The sequence below is a fragment of the Streptomyces sp. HNM0574 genome, assembly GCF_012726235.1.
Lineage (GTDB): Bacteria > Actinomycetota > Actinomycetes > Streptomycetales > Streptomycetaceae > Streptomyces.
Genome location: NZ_JAASAH010000008.1, coordinates 204413 through 220647 on the forward strand (window position 1 = coordinate 204413; position 16235 = coordinate 220647).

Below are 16235 nucleotides of genomic sequence, written 5' to 3' on the forward strand. Positions count from 1 at the left end.
GTGCGTCACGTCTCGCACCGGCGTGCAACGGACTGTAGTACCTGCAGCCGCCGGGAACCGTCTCTTGCTGTCAGATCGGTAACTCGACCCGGAAGAACGGAGTTTGTGGCGAACGTGTTCACGTTCGGCAGAGGGGCTTGCCCCGCCGAGGGAATGGAGAGCCGACGCCGCCGTCACTCCCCGCCCCGCGCAGTCGGGTGCACCTCCCCGTAGGCCCGGTCCGCCGCGTCGAGGAGGGGGGTGCCTTCGGTGCGGTGGTGGTCGATGGCGGTGTACCAGGCGGTGAGGGTGGTTTGGCACTCGTGGACGAGTTCCTCGGCGGCGGGGCTCAGGGCGGCGTGGCGGTGCACGATGCCGAACGGGACCGACACCACCGGGTCGGTCTCCACGACCACGGCGCCGAGGCGGCGTGCCTGCACCGCCATCCGGAGCGGCAGGAAGGCGTGCACGCCGCCGCCGAGGACGAGGGTGAGCTGGGCGTGCCGGTTCGGCATGCTCGCCGTCAGCCGCGGCTCGACGCCGAACTCGCGCAGCGCCGAGCACACCCGGTCGTTCTCCCGCCGGGCGAGGGCGCACACCGTCAGGGGCAGGCCGCCCACGGCGTCCAGCGGCAGCCGCCCGTCCTCCGGCGCGGGCGAGCCCGGCGGCATCACCAACAGCAGGCGCTGCACGCCGAGTTCGACGAAGTCCAGGCCGTCCTCCGGGACCGGTCTGGTCGTGAACCCCAGCTCGCGCCGCCCCGCCACGACCTCGGCGCACAGCGCGCCCGCGCCGGGCGACTCGGCGACGTCGAGCCGTACGTCCGGGTGCCGGGAGCGGAACGAGGTGATCCACGAGGCGACCGCGTCGCTGGACATCTCGGGCATCGTCCCGATCGCGACGGACCCCGACCTGACGTCACGGGCGCGGCTCATCGCGTCCCGTGCGGCCACCACACCGTCGAGCACGGCGCGTGCCTTCGGGACGAGGAGGGTGCCCGCCGACGTCAGCGTCAGACTGCGGCGCGCGGCGCGGTGGAACAGGGACACGCCGAGCTCGCGTTCGAGGGACTGGATCGCCTGCGACAGGGTGGGCTGCGAGACGTAGAGCCGCTGCGCGGCCCGGTTCAGGCCCTCGTGCTCGACCACGGCCAGGAAGAACTCCAGCTGGCGCAGCTCCATCGGCGCGCTCCCCTCCTGTCGTCGGCCCGTCCCCGGCCGGGCTCAGCGGACCCGGTAGCTGTCCGGCAGGACCCCCTCGGCGGAGACCGAGCGGATCATCGCGCGGCCGAGGTTCCGCTCGTGGATGGCGGAGGAGCCCTCGTAGATCCGCAGCGTACGCACGTCACGCCACATCCGCGGGACCGGGTGCGGGCCGACGATGCCCTCGCCGCCGAGGAGCTGCACGCACCGGTCGGCGACCCGGCCGGCCATCTCCGAGCAGTACAGCTTCGCCGCGGAGATCCGCTGCCGGGGCACCTCGCCGGCGTCGAAGGCCCGGGCCGCGTCCAGGGTGAGCGCGCGTCCGGCCTCCATTTCCGCGTAGCAGCGGCCCAGTTCGGCCTGGACGACGCCGAGGTCGGCGAGCGGCGCGTCGAACTGCCGCCGCCGGGTGACGTGCCGGGTCGCCTCCTCCAGCATCCGCGTCGCCTGGCCGACGCAGGTCGCGGCGACGTGCAGCCTGGCGTGGTTGATCCCGCGCATCGCCGCCTTGAGCCCGGTGCCGGGGACGCCGCCGAGCAGCCGGTCTCCGGGGACGGTCACCGCGTCCAGTCCGATCTCGGCGACCGGGCCCTCGGCGTGGCCGTTCATCTGCTCGGGCAGCCGCGTCGTGACGCCGGGGGCGGTGCGCTCGACGAGGAAGGCGGAGATCTCCCGCGCGTTCCCCTCGTCGGTGCGGGCGAAGACGAGCAGGGTGTCGGCCCAGTGGGCGTTGGTGATGTACCGCTTCTCCCCGTCCAGCACCCAGCCGTCCCCCGAACGCCGGGCGACGGTGCGGACGTTGGTGGCGTCCGAGCCCGCCTCCGGCTCGGTCAGCGCGAAGGAGGTCACCCGGCGTCCCGCGGCCATCTCCGGCAGCATCTCCCGCCGCTGCGCCTCGGTGCCGTGGTCGAGGACGGCCTGCGAGCACAGGCCGATCACGGTGGAGAAGCGGGACCGGTACACGCACGAGGCCCGGGTGAACTCCAGGGTCAGCAGCACCTGTTGGGTCATGCTCCACCCGAGGCCGCCGTAGGCCCGGGGGATGGAGACGCCGAACAGTCCGAGCCCGGCCATCCGCCGTACCAGCCGCTCCGGCACCTCCCCGGCGGCGGCCATCTCCGCCTCGCCGGGGATGAGTTCCTCGTCGGTGAAGGCGGCGACGCGGCGCAGGTAGGTGTCGAAGTCGAGGTCGGTGAGGCCGGGATCGGCGGGCGGGGTCATGGGTGCTCCCTCGGTGTGCGTCGGGTCGGGCGGATGGTGGGCCGGCAGGCGTCAGGGGCTCTCGCCGACGACTCCGGCGGCGGCCAGGCGGTCGATCTCGGCCTCCTCGCGGCCGAGTTCGCGCAGGACCTCGCGGGTGTGCGCGCCCAGCGCGGGCGCGGGCGAGGTGCGGCCGCGCGGGGTGCCGTCGAGGCGGCAGGGCGCGGCGGGGGCGTCGGCGGCCGGTCCGGTCAGGTCGACGAGGAGCCCCGAGGCGGCCAGGTCGGCGTCCGTCGCGAGTTCGTCGAAGGAGCGCACCGCGCCGCAGACGATGCCGTGCGCGGTGAGCAGTCCGACGGCCTCGGCGCGGGTGAGCCGGCCGAGTGCCTCGTCCAGGACGTCCTTCAGCGTGGCCCGGTGCGCGACCCGCGAGGCGTTGTCCGCGAAGCGCGGGTCGGTCTCCAGCTCGGGTCTGCCGATGGCGGCGCACAGCGCGGACCACTTGGCCGCGGTGTAGGCGGAGACGACGACGGCGCCGTCGACGGTCCGTACGAGGTCGGCGGCGGGGGCGACCGCGGGCTGCCCGTTGCCCGTGCGGCGGGGCGGCTCCCCGGTGAGCCGGTAGCCGGCCCACTGGGTGGCCTGCGCCGCGACGACCGCCTCCATCAGCGAGGTCTCGACGATCCCGCCCGTGCCGGTGCGGGCGCGCCGGAGGAGGGCGGCGAGGACGCCGGAGGCCAGCGCGTTCGCGGCCAGCACGTCGGCGACGGTGAAGCCCACCCGCTGCGGTTCGCGCCCGGCCTCGCCGGTGGTGTGCATGATCCCGAACTCGGCCTGGGCGGCGATGTCCAGCCCTGCCCTCGCGGCCGACGGGCCCCGGCTGCCGAACCCGGACACGAAGCCGTACACCAGATGCGGGTGGCGGTCCCGGGTGCGCTCCGGGCCGATGCCGAGGCGGTCGGCGGAACCGTTGCGGAAGTTGTGCAGCAGGACGTCCGAGGCGGCGCACAGTTCGTCCAGCACCCGCAGTCCCTCGGGGCGCCGCAGGTCGACGGCGAGGCTGCGTTTGCCGCGGTTGTTGGCGTGCAGCATGGCCTGGCCGAACGGACCGACGGACCGTGCCTGGTCGCCCGCGAGGCTCTCCACCTTGACCACCTCGGCGCCCAGGTCGGCGAGTTGCTGGCCGGCGCCGGGGGCGGCGATGTACTGCCCCAGGTCGACCACCCGGAACCCGGCGAGCGGCGCTTCCCCGGTCATGACGTCCTCCTGTCGGCGGTTTCGGTGGCCCCGCGGCGGGCCGTCTCGGCCTCCAGCCGTCTGCGGGCCGCCTCCGGGTCGAGCAGGCGGCCGCCGAGGGCTGCGGCGAGGCAGATGGTGACGCCGACGGCGAGGAAGCCGTTCGCGTACCCCTCGGAGACCGTCGGCCCGGCCTCGACGATCAGCCCCAGCACGTACGGGGCGACGATCCCCGCGACGCTGTAGACGGCGATGACGCAGCCGAAGAAGGCCCCGCGCCGGTGCCGCGGCAGGAAGTCGGACGCGCCCGCGAACGCCACCGAGAAGGCGACACTGTTGACCGAGAACGTGCAGACCACGAGCACCAGTTGGACCGGTCCCGAGTCGATCCGGGAGAACGCGATCATGCTGAGCCCGGCGAGCACGATCAGGGCCGCGGTGAGGTGACCGCGCGCCACCCGCGAACTGTGCCCCCGGGCCAGCAGCCGCCCCGAGAGGTACCCGGCGCCGAGCAGCACCACGACCGCCAGCGCGTAGGGCACGGTGACCAGCCAGCCGACGGTGGTCGCCCCGTAGCCGAGGCCCTCGCCGAGAAAGGCGGGCAGCCAGGAGACCTTGAGCGAGGTGATGAGGTACCCGGCGAAGGACAGCAGGCTGAGCCCCCAGAAGCTGGGCAGCCGCAGCAGCCGGAGGAAGGGCACGTCCAGGTGCCCGTTCGGGTCCTCCTCGCCCTCCGGGGTGCGCCCGCTCCCGGCCCGCCTGCGCAGCGGCTGCCGTTCGACGTACCGGAGCCAGACGGCCAGCCAGACCAGGCCCGCCAGGATCAGCGCCAGGAACGCGCCGTGCCAGGAGTACGTGACGATGACCCAGGTCAGCAGCGGAGCGGAGAGCAGGGGGCCCACCGAGGAGCCCGCGTTGACCACGGCCCCGGCGAAGGCCCGCCGTTCCTTCGGGAACCGGTCGGCCACCACGCTCTGGCACAGGGCGTGCGCCGGACCCTCGAAGAAGCCCAGCGCGATGCGGGAGGCGAGCAGCACCCCGAACGTCGTCGGGACCGTCAGCGGCAGCATGCTGGCGACCCAGGTGAGCATCAGGAGGGCCGCGGCCCACTTGTACGAGATCCACGACAGCGCCGCCGAGAGGGCCACGGCGCCGACCGCGAACAGCCAGAAGAACGCACTGCCGACGAGCCCGAACTCCCCGGCGCTCAGCCCCAGTTCCTCCCGGATCTGCGGCGCGGCCAGCCCGACCGCCGCCTTGTCCGCGAAGTTGAGGGTGAAGAAGACGAACAGCAGGACGACGACGCCCCAGGCCCTGCGGTCCGCACGGGTGGGCGACAGCTCGGGCGCCCCGGTGCCGGCAGTTGCCATGTGATCCTCCCTCGGCGCCCCGTCCTCGTCGACGGGTGCTGCGCCGCCCCCCAACCTCGGCGACGCCGTGGCCTGGGACAAGGCGGGAAATCCGTGCCACGGTGACAGCCGTGGCCGAACAGCGGGGCCCTGGACGCCGACGGCCCCGGCCGCCCGCACGGGCGACCGGGGCCGGGCAAGGATCTGCCAAGGTCAGCTGGACCAGCGGGAGTTCTGCCACTCCGTGGCGAGCATGGCGTAGTGGAGTTCGCCGCCCCACTCGCCCTTGAAGATCTCCGACTCGACGAAGTGGGCCTCCTTGCGGAGCCCGATGCGCTCCATCACGGCGGCGGAGCCGGTGTTGCGCGGGTCGCAGCGGCCGATGATCCGGTGCAGCCCGAGCTGCTCGAAGCCGATGCGCAGCATCTCGACGGACGCCTCGGTGGCGTAGCCCTTGCCGTGGTGCGCGGGGTGCAGGACGTAGCCGAACTCGCCCTGCTTGTGCTCCTCGCTGAGCCACACCAGCAGCGTGTAGCCGATGACGGTGCCGTCGAGCTCGACGGCGAGCATCAGGGTGTCGCCCTCCTTGCGCAGCGCCGTCTGGCCCTGGCGGGTGGCGAGTTCCTTGGCGTTGTCCTCGGGCGTGCGGGGCTCGTTGAACAGGTAGCGCGCCACCTCGGGCAGCGACTCGAAGGCGAGCATGTCCTCCGCGTCGGCCTCGGTGAACGGGCGCAGCGCGAGGCGTTCGGTCTTGACGGGGTCGACGATTTCGATCATTCGGAGTTCCTCGGTAGGGAGTGGGCGCGGGGTAACCCGCGGTGTGGTGCGTGGTCGTGCGTGCGGGTGCTCAAACGGTGGTTCCTGTGGTGCCCTTTCTGTGCCGGGGACGGGGGAGTCGAGGGGGCCGGCCTGGGGTCACGCCCTGGCCGTCCGCGCCGGCGGCGTCCCGGGGCGGGGGCGGCAGCATCCGGTGCCGGCGAGGGACCCCGTCCCGTCCGGTGCCGCCCCTGTGGTGAACGCGGCGGGGGCCGCCGGAGTGCCGGAGCCGGCGGACTTCTCGTAGGGGGCGAGAAGTTCCGGTATCCGGTGTCCGTGGCCGTCGACGAAGACCCGGTCGACGCGTGCGGCGGCGGTGATGTCCCGCAGCGGGTCGCCGTCGACGATCAGCAGGTCGGCGCGTGCCCCGGCCCTGAGGGTGCCGAGCTCGTCCTCGGCGCCCAGGGCGCGGGCCGCGTTGCCGGTGGCGGTGGTGAGAGCCTCGCGGGGCGAGAAGCCGTGCTTGACCATGGCGCGCAGGTTCTGGTGCAGGCCGATGCCCGGGTTGTCCAGCGGCGCGTCGGTACCGGCGACGACGGTGCCGCCCGCGCGGTGCACCCGCAGCAGCAGGTCCACGTCGCCCTCGGTCCAGGCGCGGTCCAGCGCGGTGTCCTCGCTCCCGGCCGCCTCCACCTGCTTCTTGAGCGCCGCGTACTCCCAGGAGGGGAAGAGGGTTCTGGTGCGCCGGTCGGTGACGAGGTCGGAGCTCTCCAGGAACATCTCGTGCGCGAACAGCAGCGTGGAGGAGACCCACATGTGGGAGCGGCTGAGCAGCTGCACGGTGTCCTCGGCGGTGCGGCCGCCCGCGAAGCTGAGCGTGCGGGAGTAGCCGAGCCGGTTCTCGCCGCCGGTGTGCTCCATCCCGTTCAGCCCGGTGACCATCGCCGGGTACAAGTAGTGCGAGACGACGGGCACGTGGGCGGCCCGCAGCCGCCGCACCAGCCGCCGCTCCAGGCCCACCGGCAGCCGCTGGTAGGACTTGACGACGTTGTAGTCGAGCGCGAGGACCCGCTCCAGCTCCCGGTCGAGCTGCTCGGCGGACGAGACGCAGCGCATGAACCCGAAGTGGCAGCGCGTCCCGTCCAGCGGCTCGCCCGAGCCGAGATAGCGCGGCCCGACCGCGGCGCCGGAGTGCAGGGACTCGCGGGTCTCGGCCATCCGGTAGGCGGGGTCGCCGGTGGAGCGGCTGGTGGTCACCCCGTACGCCAGCCACAGCGGGCCCTGCCGTCCTGCCCATTGGCGGCCGCGCAGGTGCCAGTGGTTGTGCACGTCGATCAGGCCGGGCAGCACGGTGCGGTCCGAGGCGTCGACGGTGGGTTCGGTGCCGCGTCGTGCCGGGGTGATCGAGGTGATCCGCCCGTCCTCCAGGGTGAGGTCCACGTCGCGGCGGTACCCGGCGGCCCGCCCGTCCCAGAGCGCCCCGGCCCGGATGACGGTGCGCGGCGGCGCGGGGCGCTGGACGCAGGTGAGCGGCGGTGTGTACGTGGTGGCGCGGGTGGCCGGTCCGTGCGGCAGCAGCACCAGTTCGCCGAGCGAGAGGAACAGCACGTCGCCCCGGGCGGAGACCGACACCGCGTCCGCGACCCGCTCGGACAGTGGCACGGGTTCGCCCGTGACGGTGCCGTCGGCGGCGACCGGAATCCGGTGCACCAGGCTGTCGACGACGGCGAGCAGGGAGCGCCCGTCGGGGCTCCACACGGGACCGTCGTCGCCGCGGGTGGCGAGGGAGCGGTGCGGCGCGACGGCGTGCACGGACCGTTTCCCGCTCGCGGTGTCGACGACCTGGACGCGGTGGTGGCCGTTGGCGTCCCGGGCCGAGACGGGGGCGGTCACCGCCCAGGCGACCCGGCGGCTCTCCGGGCACCAGGACGGCCGCCCGGGCTGCTCGCTCGCGGGCGCGATCCGGCGGGAGTCGCGGGTCTTCAGGTCGAGCACCCAGGTGGCACCCGCCTGGTCCTGGTAGGCGACGCGCTTCCCGTCGGGCGCGACGCCCGGCGCGACGGCGCCGTTCGGCAGGTCCGTGAGCTGCTCGTCCCCGCCGGCGGAGCCGAAGGTGTGCTTCCAGAGGTTGGGCACCCCGGTGCGGTCGCTGGAGTACGCGACGGACTTCCCGTCCGGGAACCAGGACGGGTCGGCGGCGAAGTAGCCGTCGTCCACGGCCTTTTCGGCCTCGGAGCCGCCCGAGCCGTCCAGCCGCAGGTGCCACAGCGCGCCCAGCGCGCGGAAGCAGACGGCGGAGGCGTCGGGCGACAGCACGGGCCCGGCCAGCCCGAGCGCCCGCGCCCGCCGGGGCGGGCTCACGGGCTGCCCGATGGCGGGCGGGGTGCCCGGCGGGGCGAGCGCGGCGGCGAAGGGAATGGCCTCGGTCGCGTCCGGCGCTCCGGTGCGGCGGCGGACGATGCGGCCGTCGGCGCCGGCGTGCACGAGTTCGTCCTCCGAGAGCCAGCCGGGCGGGAACGGCGCGGGCTCCTCGGGCGGTTCGGTGAGCGCCTTGCCGTCGAGACGGAGGGTGGCCTCGGGCCCGGCGGTGGCGATGTGCGCGAGCTGCCCGCCGGGCCCGTAGGAGGCGCCGCGCAGGGCGTGGCCCTCGGGCGCGGTGTGCACGGTCCTGCGTCGCCCCGAGCTCAAGTCGACGGTGTCCAGCCGTACTTCACCGGCGACGCAGGCCAGGCTCCGGCCGTCCGGGTGCCAGGTGGGGGAGCGGTACGCGTCCTCGTCGTCGGTGCCGGCGACGGGACGGGAGCGCCCCTCGGCCAGATCGTGCACCCAGACGGCGCTGGTGCCGTCCGTGTCGGAGACGTAGGCGATGCGGGTGCCGTCGGGGGAGACGGCGGGGTCGACGTCGTACCCCGGACCGTCGGTGAGACGTTCCACCTCACCGGTGGCGAGGTCGACGGCGCAGATGTCGTAACTGCCGTTCCGGAACGACTGGAAGGCGACGCGCTTCCCGTCGGGGAAGAACGACGGCCAGGTGGCGTCCTCCAGATCGTCGGTGAGCCGGGTGGCGGTGCCGCCCTCCAGGGGCAGCAGCCAGAGCACGTTGTGCGCGTCGAACACGAGCCGGCCGGAGGCCGGATGGCAGCTGAGGGCGATGTTGGTGGCCTGCCGGACCACGAGGCCCCGGCTCGCGGCCGGGGCCTCACCGGCGGGGCCGCCCAGTTCGAGCGCGGCCCCGCCGCCCAGCACGACACCCGTCTTGAGCAGGGTGCGTCGGGAAGGCCGGGAAAGCCCGGGAACCCGGGGTGTCCAGGAAGGTGTCATGCGGGGGTCTCCACCGTGGTGGTGCGGGTCGGACAGGGTTACGCGGAGCGCTTCGCGATCACGTAGCGCGGGAAGCCGTCGTGGTCGGTGTGGCTGGTGAGGGAGGCGAAACCGGCCCGGCGGAGGATGTCGAGGACCTCGTCCACCTTGGCGTCGTAGTGCTCCACGGCCAGCACGCCGTCCGCGGTGAGCAGCCGGGCCGCCGCCGTGGCGACCGAGCGCAGCGCGTCCAGACCGTCCCAGCCGGAGTAGACCGCCTCGGCGGGCTGGTGCACGGCCCACTCGGCGGGGATGTGCAGCCGGTCGGGCACGTACGGCGGGTTGGCGGTGATCAGGTCGACGGTGCCGTCCAGCGCGGACAGCAGGCCCGCGTCGGCCACGTCGCCCGCGACGAAGTCGACCTTCCCGGGCACCTGTTCGCGCAGCCGCTCCGCGTTCTCGCGGGCGCACTCCAGCGCCGTCTCCGAGATGTCGACACCGGTGACCTCGGCGCCGGGACGGAGCTTGCCGACGGACAGCGCCAGCGCGCCGGAGCCGGTGCACAGGTCGACGGTGCGCGGCTGCTCGGCGCCGCAGGCGGCGAGGGCCGTCTCGACCATGGCCTCGGAGTGCACGCGGGGGATGAACACGCCCTTGCCGACCCGGAATTCGAGGCCGAACAGCTGCGCGCTGCCGGTCAGGTACTCCAGCGGCTCCCGCTCCGCGCGGCGGCGCACCAGCTCGCGCAGCGAGGCGGCCTGCCCGTCGTCGAGGACCGCGTTCGGGTCCAGCTCGCCCGCGGGGACGCCGCTGACGTGCGCGGCCAGCGCGAGCGCGTCCGCGCCGGGGGCCCAGACGCCGGCGCCGGCCAGGGTCTCCTCGGCGGCGGTGAGGTGCCCGCCCAGGGTCTGCCCGGACTCGGCGCCCGGAGTGCCGAAGGCGGAGCGGCAGTTGGCGTAGTAGTCGCGCAGCCAGCGCACCATCTGCGGGTGCAGCCGGGAGGAGGCCAGCAGCTCGGGCGGCGGCGTGAAATCGGTGTCGATCTCGTCGGCCCAGTTGGCGTAGATCGGCCGCAGGTCGGCCTCCAGGTACTCCTGCCAGTCGGTGGGGATGTTCCAGTGGTGCTCGTAGCCGGTGGCCAGCATGTGCTCGACGGTGGTGTCGATGACCCGCTCGCGGCTCACACCCTCCAGCGGGCGCCGCCTGGGCGTGAACGCGTCGAGGTCGAGCTCGGGCGTTCCGCCCGCCATGCGGAGCGCGAACTCCCGTGCCAGCAGCGGCGAGAGGAACAGTCCGTCCCGGTAGGTGCCGGTCATCATCCACAGTCCGGCGTACGGGGTCTCGCCCAGCAGCGGGTAGCCGTCCAGGGAGACCGGCCGGTTGCCCACGTTGACCTTGGTGACCTGGCTGGACCACAGGTTGCGGCGGATCTGCCGGTGCGAGCACTCCAGCAGGAAGTTGAGGTCCCGGATGACGGGGTCGGCCAGCGGGCGCGGGTTGATGATGTTCGTGGCGCCGATGTAGACCCGGGCCATGCCGCGCGGCACGACGTGCAGCCCGCAGGCGAAGGCGCGGTTGGGGGTGCGGATCACCGACTCGGGCTGGGTGCCGTCGTGGGTGCTGGCGATCGCGGAGACGCCGTACCCGGCGACCAGGCGCGGGATGCAGTCGCCGAGCCCGGGCACCGAGTCGATCAGCGTCTGCGAGCCGACGCCGCCGGCCAGCGCGACCTGCCCGGCGGTGAGCGTCTCGCCGTTGTCCAGGACGACGCCGCGGGTGCGGTCGCCGTCGACCAGGACGCGGGTGGCCTGCGCGTCGACGAGGTGCACGCCGAGGCGGCGTGCGGTCTCCTCCAGCCGGTGCAGCAGCCGGCCGGAGTCGACGGCGTGCTCACCGGGGATGTGCAGGGCCTTCAGGGGACGGGAGTTGGGGTCGGGATCCAGCCAGTCGACGTCGTCCGGGTCGACGGTCTCGTACGGCTCGTCGTGCTTCTCCAGGGTGGCGCGGATCGCCTCGTAGTTGCCGGTGTCGATGGTGCCGGTGCCGACGGTGTTCAGCAGCACGGTGGTGCCGCGCGCGGTGAGGATGTCCCGGCTGTCGGCCGCGGAGCCGGAGATGGTCTCCAGCCACTCGGGCCACAGGTCCTTGGCCCGCAGGTCGAGGTCGAACTTGGCCTGCCCGTAGGAGCTTTCCAGCAGCCCCGTGGTGACCTCGCCGAAGCAGCCGAGCATGGCACCCGCGGCCGTGGAGGCGGCGTACGGGCGGTGGGCGCGGCCGACGAGCGCGACGGAGTGGCCGCGCTGGGCCAGCTCGACGGCGAGCGAGGAGCCGAGGGCGCCGTTGCCGACGACGATCGCGTCGAAGCCCTTCTGGGCGGTGTCCTGAGTGGTGCTGTCCTTCATCGGAGGAACTCCTTGGATGCGGTGGTGAAGTCCGGTGGGGTGAAGCCCTGTGCGCTGGAGCGCTGTGCGGTGGTGACGTGCGGCGCGGTGCCGGTCACGCGGAGCCGAGGTGTTCGGCGGTGGACTCGATCTGCTCGCGGGTGTGCTTCGAGGACAGCGCGAAGCGCAGCAGCCCCGTCCCGCGCGCCACCACGGGGTAGAAGACGGGGAAGCAGAGGACGCCGGCCTCCCGCATCCGGACGGCGGCCTCGAAGGCGGCCTCCTCGGTCTCCATGGCCAGCCCGCGGATCGGCGAGCGCTGGCCCGCGTTGACCAGCCGGTCGCCGCCGTGGACCTTGTCGAACAGCTCGACGTTGGCCCACAGTTCGTCCTGGAGCCCGGCCACCGTGCCGTCCACGTGCATGCGCGCGGACTCGGCGTTGATCGCCACGTGCGTGAGCATGTTGGAGTGCCCGAACACCATCGGGTTGGCCTCGCGGCGCAGCACCGTCACGTCCGCCGCGTCGTGGGTGAGGACGAAGCCGCCGGAGCCGCCGAAGGCCTTGGAGAGCGAGCCCACCAGCAGCACGCCGGGCGGCAGGTGCCCGCCCAGCTGCTCGAAGGCGTAACCGGCGCCCTTCCGGCCGCTGATGGAGATGCCGTGCGCGTCGTCGATGTAGACGTACCCGCCGTACGCGGAGGCCGCCTCCCACAGCGCGGCCACGTCGATCAGCCCGCCCATCGAGCCGATGCCGTCCACCAGCAGGACGGGGGTGCGCCGCTCGGCGCGGGCCTGCTCCAGCGCGGCGGTCAGCGAGTCGGGCTCCTCGACGCGGAAGCGCGTGACGGGGCCGACCTGTTCGAGGACGCCGCGCAGGGCCTGCATGGAGGCGTGCGCGGTGCGCTCGACGACGAACAGCGGGCCGCCGGGGCCCATCGGGTAGCCGGGCAGCACGCCGGCGCCCAGCAGCGGCAGCAGGCCCAGGTGGACGCTGCTGACCGAGTTGAACACCAGCCCGTGCATGCCCGGGTAGATCTCCCCGAGCAGCTCCTCCAGCTGCCGCACCTCGACGGGTTCGACGCTGTTGCGGGAGGAGGAGAAGTGCGTCCCGTACCGCTCCAGCGCGGTGCGGGCGGCGTGCACGAGCCGCGGGTGGTCCTCAAGACCGAGGTACGAGCAGGAGACGAACTCGACGCACGCGCTCCCGTCGTCCAGCGTCACGGTCTTGCCGGAGCGCCGGGTGATGGTGTGGCCGGTCAGACCGGCGCGCACCGCGCGGTCGTACATGTCGGTGGTCTGGTCCGAGCGGCGGGATATCCGGTTGGACAGCGCCTCGTTCATGGGCACCTCCTGGTGAGATTCCGAGGGGACGTTCCGAAGTGGTGTGGCGGGCAGGGGGTTTACGGGTCCGTGCCGCCGTGGTCGAGCAGGGTGCGGAAGAGTGCCGCGGCGTCCTCGGCGGAGCCGTCGAGGTGGCCGTCGAACCAGTCGCGCAGTTCGCCGAAGAGTGCCCGGAAGGCGTCCTCCCCGCCCGCGCCGACGGTCTCGTCCAGGTGCGCGAGGGAGCCGCGCAGCGCGGTGCGGGCCGCGTCCGCGCCGGCGCCCGAGTCCTGGATGTCCCAGTACGTCTCGGGGTCGGCGGTGAGCAGCCGCGCGGCGAGCGCGAGCAGCGTGCGGGTGGGCGGCGCGGCGCAGGCGGCGACGTCCTGGGGGCTGAGGCCGAGCCGGGGCAGGGCCTGCGCGAAGCCCAGCACCGCCGCGTGCGTCACGGCCTGCACGGAGGTCACGCACCGGTCGTGGTCCGCGTGGCTCATCCGGTGCACCCGCGCGCCGGCCCCGTCGATCAGCTCCAGCAGCGCGTGTGCGGCGGTGTCCTCGCGCACACCGGAGACCGTGACGGTGTTCCCCCGCCAGCCGAGGGACGGGTGGAAGAGCGGGTTGAGGCTCAACAGCGGGCGCGGCGCGAGCCGTTGCTCGGCGGCGGCCTGGAAGCGCGCCTTGTGCGAGAGGGTCTCCACGACGAGCGCGTGCGGCGCGGTGTGCCGCTCCAGCACGTCCAGCGCGGCCAGCGCCGTACGTTCGGGCACGGCCACGCAGACCACGTCCGCGCGGGCCAGCTCCTCCCGCACCCCGGGCGGCGCGGCGGTCACGTCGGCGTGCAGCACCCGGGGGTGCCCCGCGGCGCCCGCGGCGGGCTCGCCGGACGGGGGCGAGGCGTCCACGGCGACGGTCTCCCAGCCGGACGCGGCCAGCAGCCCGGCCAGCAGTCCGCCCACGTTCCCGTGCCCGAGCACGACGGCCCGCGTCACGACAGCTCTCCCGCCGTGCCGCCGGGGCCGTCCGTGCCCTGCTCCTCCGTCGTGGCGTTCAGCGCGGCGAGCATCGCGCGGGACTTGACCAGCGTCTCCTCGTGCTCGTCTTCCGGGTCGGAGAGGGTGACGACGGCGCCGCCCACCCCGAAGGTGCACGCCTGGGCGCTGTTGACCAGGGTGCGGATGACGATGCTCAGGTCCGCGGCGCCGCACAGCGAGATCCAGCCGATGGCACCGGAGTAGTAGCCGCGCGCCCGGGGCTCCAGCTCGTCGATGATCTCCATGGTGCGCACCTTCGGCGCACCGGTCATCGATCCGCCGGGGAAGGCGGACCGCAGACAGTCGACGACGGTGCGCCCCGGCGCGATCCGGCCCGCGATGGTGCTCACCAACTGGTGCACGTGCGAGTACGTCTCCACGTCGAAGAGCGTGGGGACGTGCACGCTGCCCACGGTGCAGACCCGGTTCAGGTCGTTCCGCAGCAGGTCGACGATCATCAGGTTCTCGGCGCGGTCCTTGGGGTTCGCGGCCAGCTCCGCGCGGACGGCGCGGTCCTCCTCCGCGGTGCCGCCGCGCGGCCTGGTGCCCTTGATCGGCTTGGACTCCACATGCCCGTCCCTGCGCACCTGGAGGAACCGCTCGGGGGACGCGCTGAGCACCGAGGTGTCCCCGGCCCGCAGATAGGCGCCGAACGGCACGGGGCTCAGCGAGCGCAGCCGCAGATAGGAGTCGAGCGGGGCCTGAAGCGGGGCCGCCTCGGCCGTGTTGGTCAGGCAGATCTCGTAGGACTCGCCGTCCCGGATGGCGTCCAGGCAGGACTTGACGCTGCCCAGGTAGGCGGTGCGCGGCTGGTCGAAACGGAACCGCGGGCCGGTCTCCGGGGCCTCCGGCTCCACGGTGAGCGGCGCGGCCGTGTGGCGTTCGACGGCGGCCGCCGCGTGGCTGAACCACTCGGCGCCGGCGCGTACGGTCTCCGGTGCGGCGGTGTCGGTGAGGCAGAGCAGATAGCTGCACCGCTCGTGGTGGTCGACGACGATCGCCCGGTCGGCGAAGAGGAGTTGGGCGTCGGGCAGCGGCGAGGTGTGGTGCGCGCTGCCGCCGGTCTCGGCCTTCAGCTCGTAGCCGAGGGCGCCGACCCAGCCGAGGTTGAAGTCGGTGGGCAGGCCCGGCGGGTGCGGCACGGACCGCTCGGCCAGCCGCGCGTCCAGGTACCCGAAGAAGTCCTCCCGCACGGTGCTGCTCCGCCCGCCTTGGTGCACCGTCCAGGCGCCCTCGGTGACGTCGTAGGACAGGTGCTCGGCGAGCGGCCCGGAGGTGTCGCCCAGGAACGTGAACCGGCTGGTGTCCAGGTCGTGCCGGGAGCTGTCGAGCCAGAACGCGTGCGGTGACTCCCCGTACTCCGCGCGGAACAGTGACGCGGTGTCCGGGTGGGCCTCGACCCGCCGGAACTCGACGTGGTAGCGCGGCCGTTCGGGCACGGCGACGGCACCGGCGTACGGGGTGCCCGCGTCCTCCTCGCCGCTCCTCCCGGCGTTCAGCGCGAGGTGGCGGAAGTTGTGCAGCAGTTCGGCCCCGTGCTCGGTGAGCACCGACTCGGGGTGGAACTGCACGCCCCACTGCGGCGCGTTCCGGTGCCTGACGCCCATGACCACGCCGTCGGCGGTCCAGGCCAGCGGCTCCAGCTCCGGCGGCAGGTCGGTGACGGCCAGCGAGTGGTACCGCACGACCGTGAACGGCGAGGGGATGTCCGCGAACAGGCCCTGCCCGTCGTGGTGCACGGACGAGGTGCGGCCGTGCATCGGCTCCGGCGCGTGCCCGACCCGGGCGCCGGCCGCGTGCGAAATGCCCTGGTGGCCCAGGCAGATGCCCAGTACGGGCACCCGGGTCTGCTCCAGCGCCCGCGCGGAGATGCCCAGGTCGCGCTCCCGCTGGGGGCGTCCGGGGCCGGGGGAGATGACGACGCCGTCGTAGGCGTCGAGGTCGATCCGCTCCCAGGGGGTGTCATGGGTGACGACGTGCGGGGCCGAGCCGTTCACCCGGTGCAGCAGGTCGTGGAGGTTGTAGGTGAACGAGTCGTAGTTGTCAATCAGCAGTGTGCGCACGGTTTTCGATGCTCCCCACGAGTGCTTCGATGCGGTCCTGAGCGGCCTGCCCGGCTTCGGCGGGCCCGGCGTGTGCGGGCTCGCCCTCCTCCCGGCGGCAGGCGTCGGAGATGAGCGTGGTGAAGACGTCCTGGAGCGCCGACGGACTCATCCCGTGCTCCAGCGCGAACTCGGTGGCCCGCCGCAGCACCACCCGGACCCGGTCCGGCTGCATGACGGGGATGTCCCGGTCGCCCTTGACCCGTCCGACGCGGCGGGTGGCCTGGTGCCGCAGCAGCAGGGCGTTGAGCAGGATCGTGTCGATGGCGTCCAGGTCCTGCCGCAGCTCCCGCAGCAGCGGGTCGGGAGCGGGCGCGTCGCCGGTCTTCATGTGCCGTCACCTCGGGGTCGGTGGATGGGGGCGGGGGTTGTTCGGGG

The 16235-nt window shown here is 73.8% G+C and carries 11 protein-coding genes; all 11 read right to left on the reverse strand.

Annotated features, from left to right (window positions below):
* Window positions 1–173 precede the first annotated feature (173 nt).
* On the reverse strand, window positions 174–1160 hold the full coding sequence (locus tag HCC30_RS16290) for a LysR family transcriptional regulator (protein ID WP_169443256.1): 987 nt from the start codon (window positions 1158–1160) through the stop codon (window positions 174–176).
* A gap of 42 nt (window positions 1161–1202) precedes the next feature.
* On the reverse strand, window positions 1203–2402 hold the full coding sequence (locus HCC30_RS16295; protein ID WP_169443257.1) for an acyl-CoA dehydrogenase family protein: 1200 nt from the start codon (window positions 2400–2402) through the stop codon (window positions 1203–1205).
* A gap of 51 nt (window positions 2403–2453) precedes the next feature.
* Window positions 2454–3638 carry a CaiB/BaiF CoA-transferase family protein gene (locus HCC30_RS16300; protein WP_169443258.1) on the reverse strand — a complete coding sequence of 395 codons (1185 nt, stop codon included), beginning with the start codon at window positions 3636–3638 and terminating at the stop codon, window positions 2454–2456.
* Entirely contained in the window at window positions 3635–4987 is a 1353-nt protein-coding gene (locus tag HCC30_RS16305) for an MFS transporter (protein WP_169443259.1), read from the reverse strand. The genes HCC30_RS16300 and HCC30_RS16305 overlap by 4 nt, the downstream gene beginning before the upstream one ends.
* 192 nt (window positions 4988–5179) lie before the next feature.
* On the reverse strand, window positions 5180–5743 hold the full coding sequence (locus HCC30_RS16310; protein WP_169443260.1) for a GNAT family N-acetyltransferase: 564 nt from the start codon (window positions 5741–5743) through the stop codon (window positions 5180–5182).
* A gap of 138 nt (window positions 5744–5881) precedes the next feature.
* Entirely contained in the window at window positions 5882–9043 is a 3162-nt protein-coding gene (locus HCC30_RS16315; protein ID WP_169443261.1) for an amidohydrolase family protein, read from the reverse strand.
* Between the two features lie 38 nt (window positions 9044–9081).
* Window positions 9082–11424: a peptide chain release factor N(5)-glutamine methyltransferase gene (prmC, locus tag HCC30_RS16320; protein ID WP_169443262.1), complete on the reverse strand. Its 2343-nt coding sequence runs from the start codon at window positions 11422–11424 to the stop codon at window positions 9082–9084.
* Between the two features lie 94 nt (window positions 11425–11518).
* A complete protein-coding gene (locus HCC30_RS16325; protein WP_169443263.1) occupies window positions 11519–12745 on the reverse strand; it encodes an aminotransferase class I/II-fold pyridoxal phosphate-dependent enzyme in 1227 nt (408 codons plus the stop codon).
* A gap of 59 nt (window positions 12746–12804) precedes the next feature.
* Entirely contained in the window at window positions 12805–13713 is a 909-nt protein-coding gene (locus tag HCC30_RS16330) for an NAD-binding protein (protein ID WP_169443264.1), read from the reverse strand.
* Window positions 13710–15818, reverse strand: a complete 2109-nt coding sequence (gene pabB, locus HCC30_RS16335) for an aminodeoxychorismate synthase component I (RefSeq protein ID WP_169443265.1) — start codon at window positions 15816–15818, stop codon at window positions 13710–13712. Before pabB ends, HCC30_RS16330 begins: the two co-directional genes overlap by 4 nt.
* A complete protein-coding gene (locus HCC30_RS16340; protein ID WP_169443266.1) occupies window positions 15799–16188 on the reverse strand; it encodes a chorismate mutase in 390 nt (129 codons plus the stop codon). Before HCC30_RS16340 ends, pabB begins: the two co-directional genes overlap by 20 nt.
* Window positions 16189–16235 lie beyond the last annotated feature (47 nt).

Coding starts and splice junctions, on each gene's coding strand:
- HCC30_RS16290 (WP_169443256.1), bottom strand. CDS start 1,160: ATGGAGCTGCGCCAGCTGGAGTTCTTCCTGGCCGTGGTCGAGCACGAG.
- HCC30_RS16325 (WP_169443263.1), bottom strand. CDS start 12,745: ATGAACGAGGCGCTGTCCAACCGGATATCCCGCCGCTCGGACCAGACC.
- HCC30_RS16305 (WP_169443259.1), bottom strand. CDS start 4,987: ATGGCAACTGCCGGCACCGGGGCGCCCGAGCTGTCGCCCACCCGTGCG.
- HCC30_RS16310 (WP_169443260.1), bottom strand. CDS start 5,743: ATGATCGAAATCGTCGACCCCGTCAAGACCGAACGCCTCGCGCTGCGC.
- HCC30_RS16300 (WP_169443258.1), bottom strand. CDS start 3,638: ATGACCGGGGAAGCGCCGCTCGCCGGGTTCCGGGTGGTCGACCTGGGG.
- HCC30_RS16315 (WP_169443261.1), bottom strand. CDS start 9,043: ATGACACCTTCCTGGACACCCCGGGTTCCCGGGCTTTCCCGGCCTTCC.
- HCC30_RS16295 (WP_169443257.1), bottom strand. CDS start 2,402: ATGACCCCGCCCGCCGATCCCGGCCTCACCGACCTCGACTTCGACACC.
- HCC30_RS16340 (WP_169443266.1), bottom strand. CDS start 16,188: ATGAAGACCGGCGACGCGCCCGCTCCCGACCCGCTGCTGCGGGAGCTG.
- prmC (WP_169443262.1), bottom strand. CDS start 11,424: ATGAAGGACAGCACCACTCAGGACACCGCCCAGAAGGGCTTCGACGCG.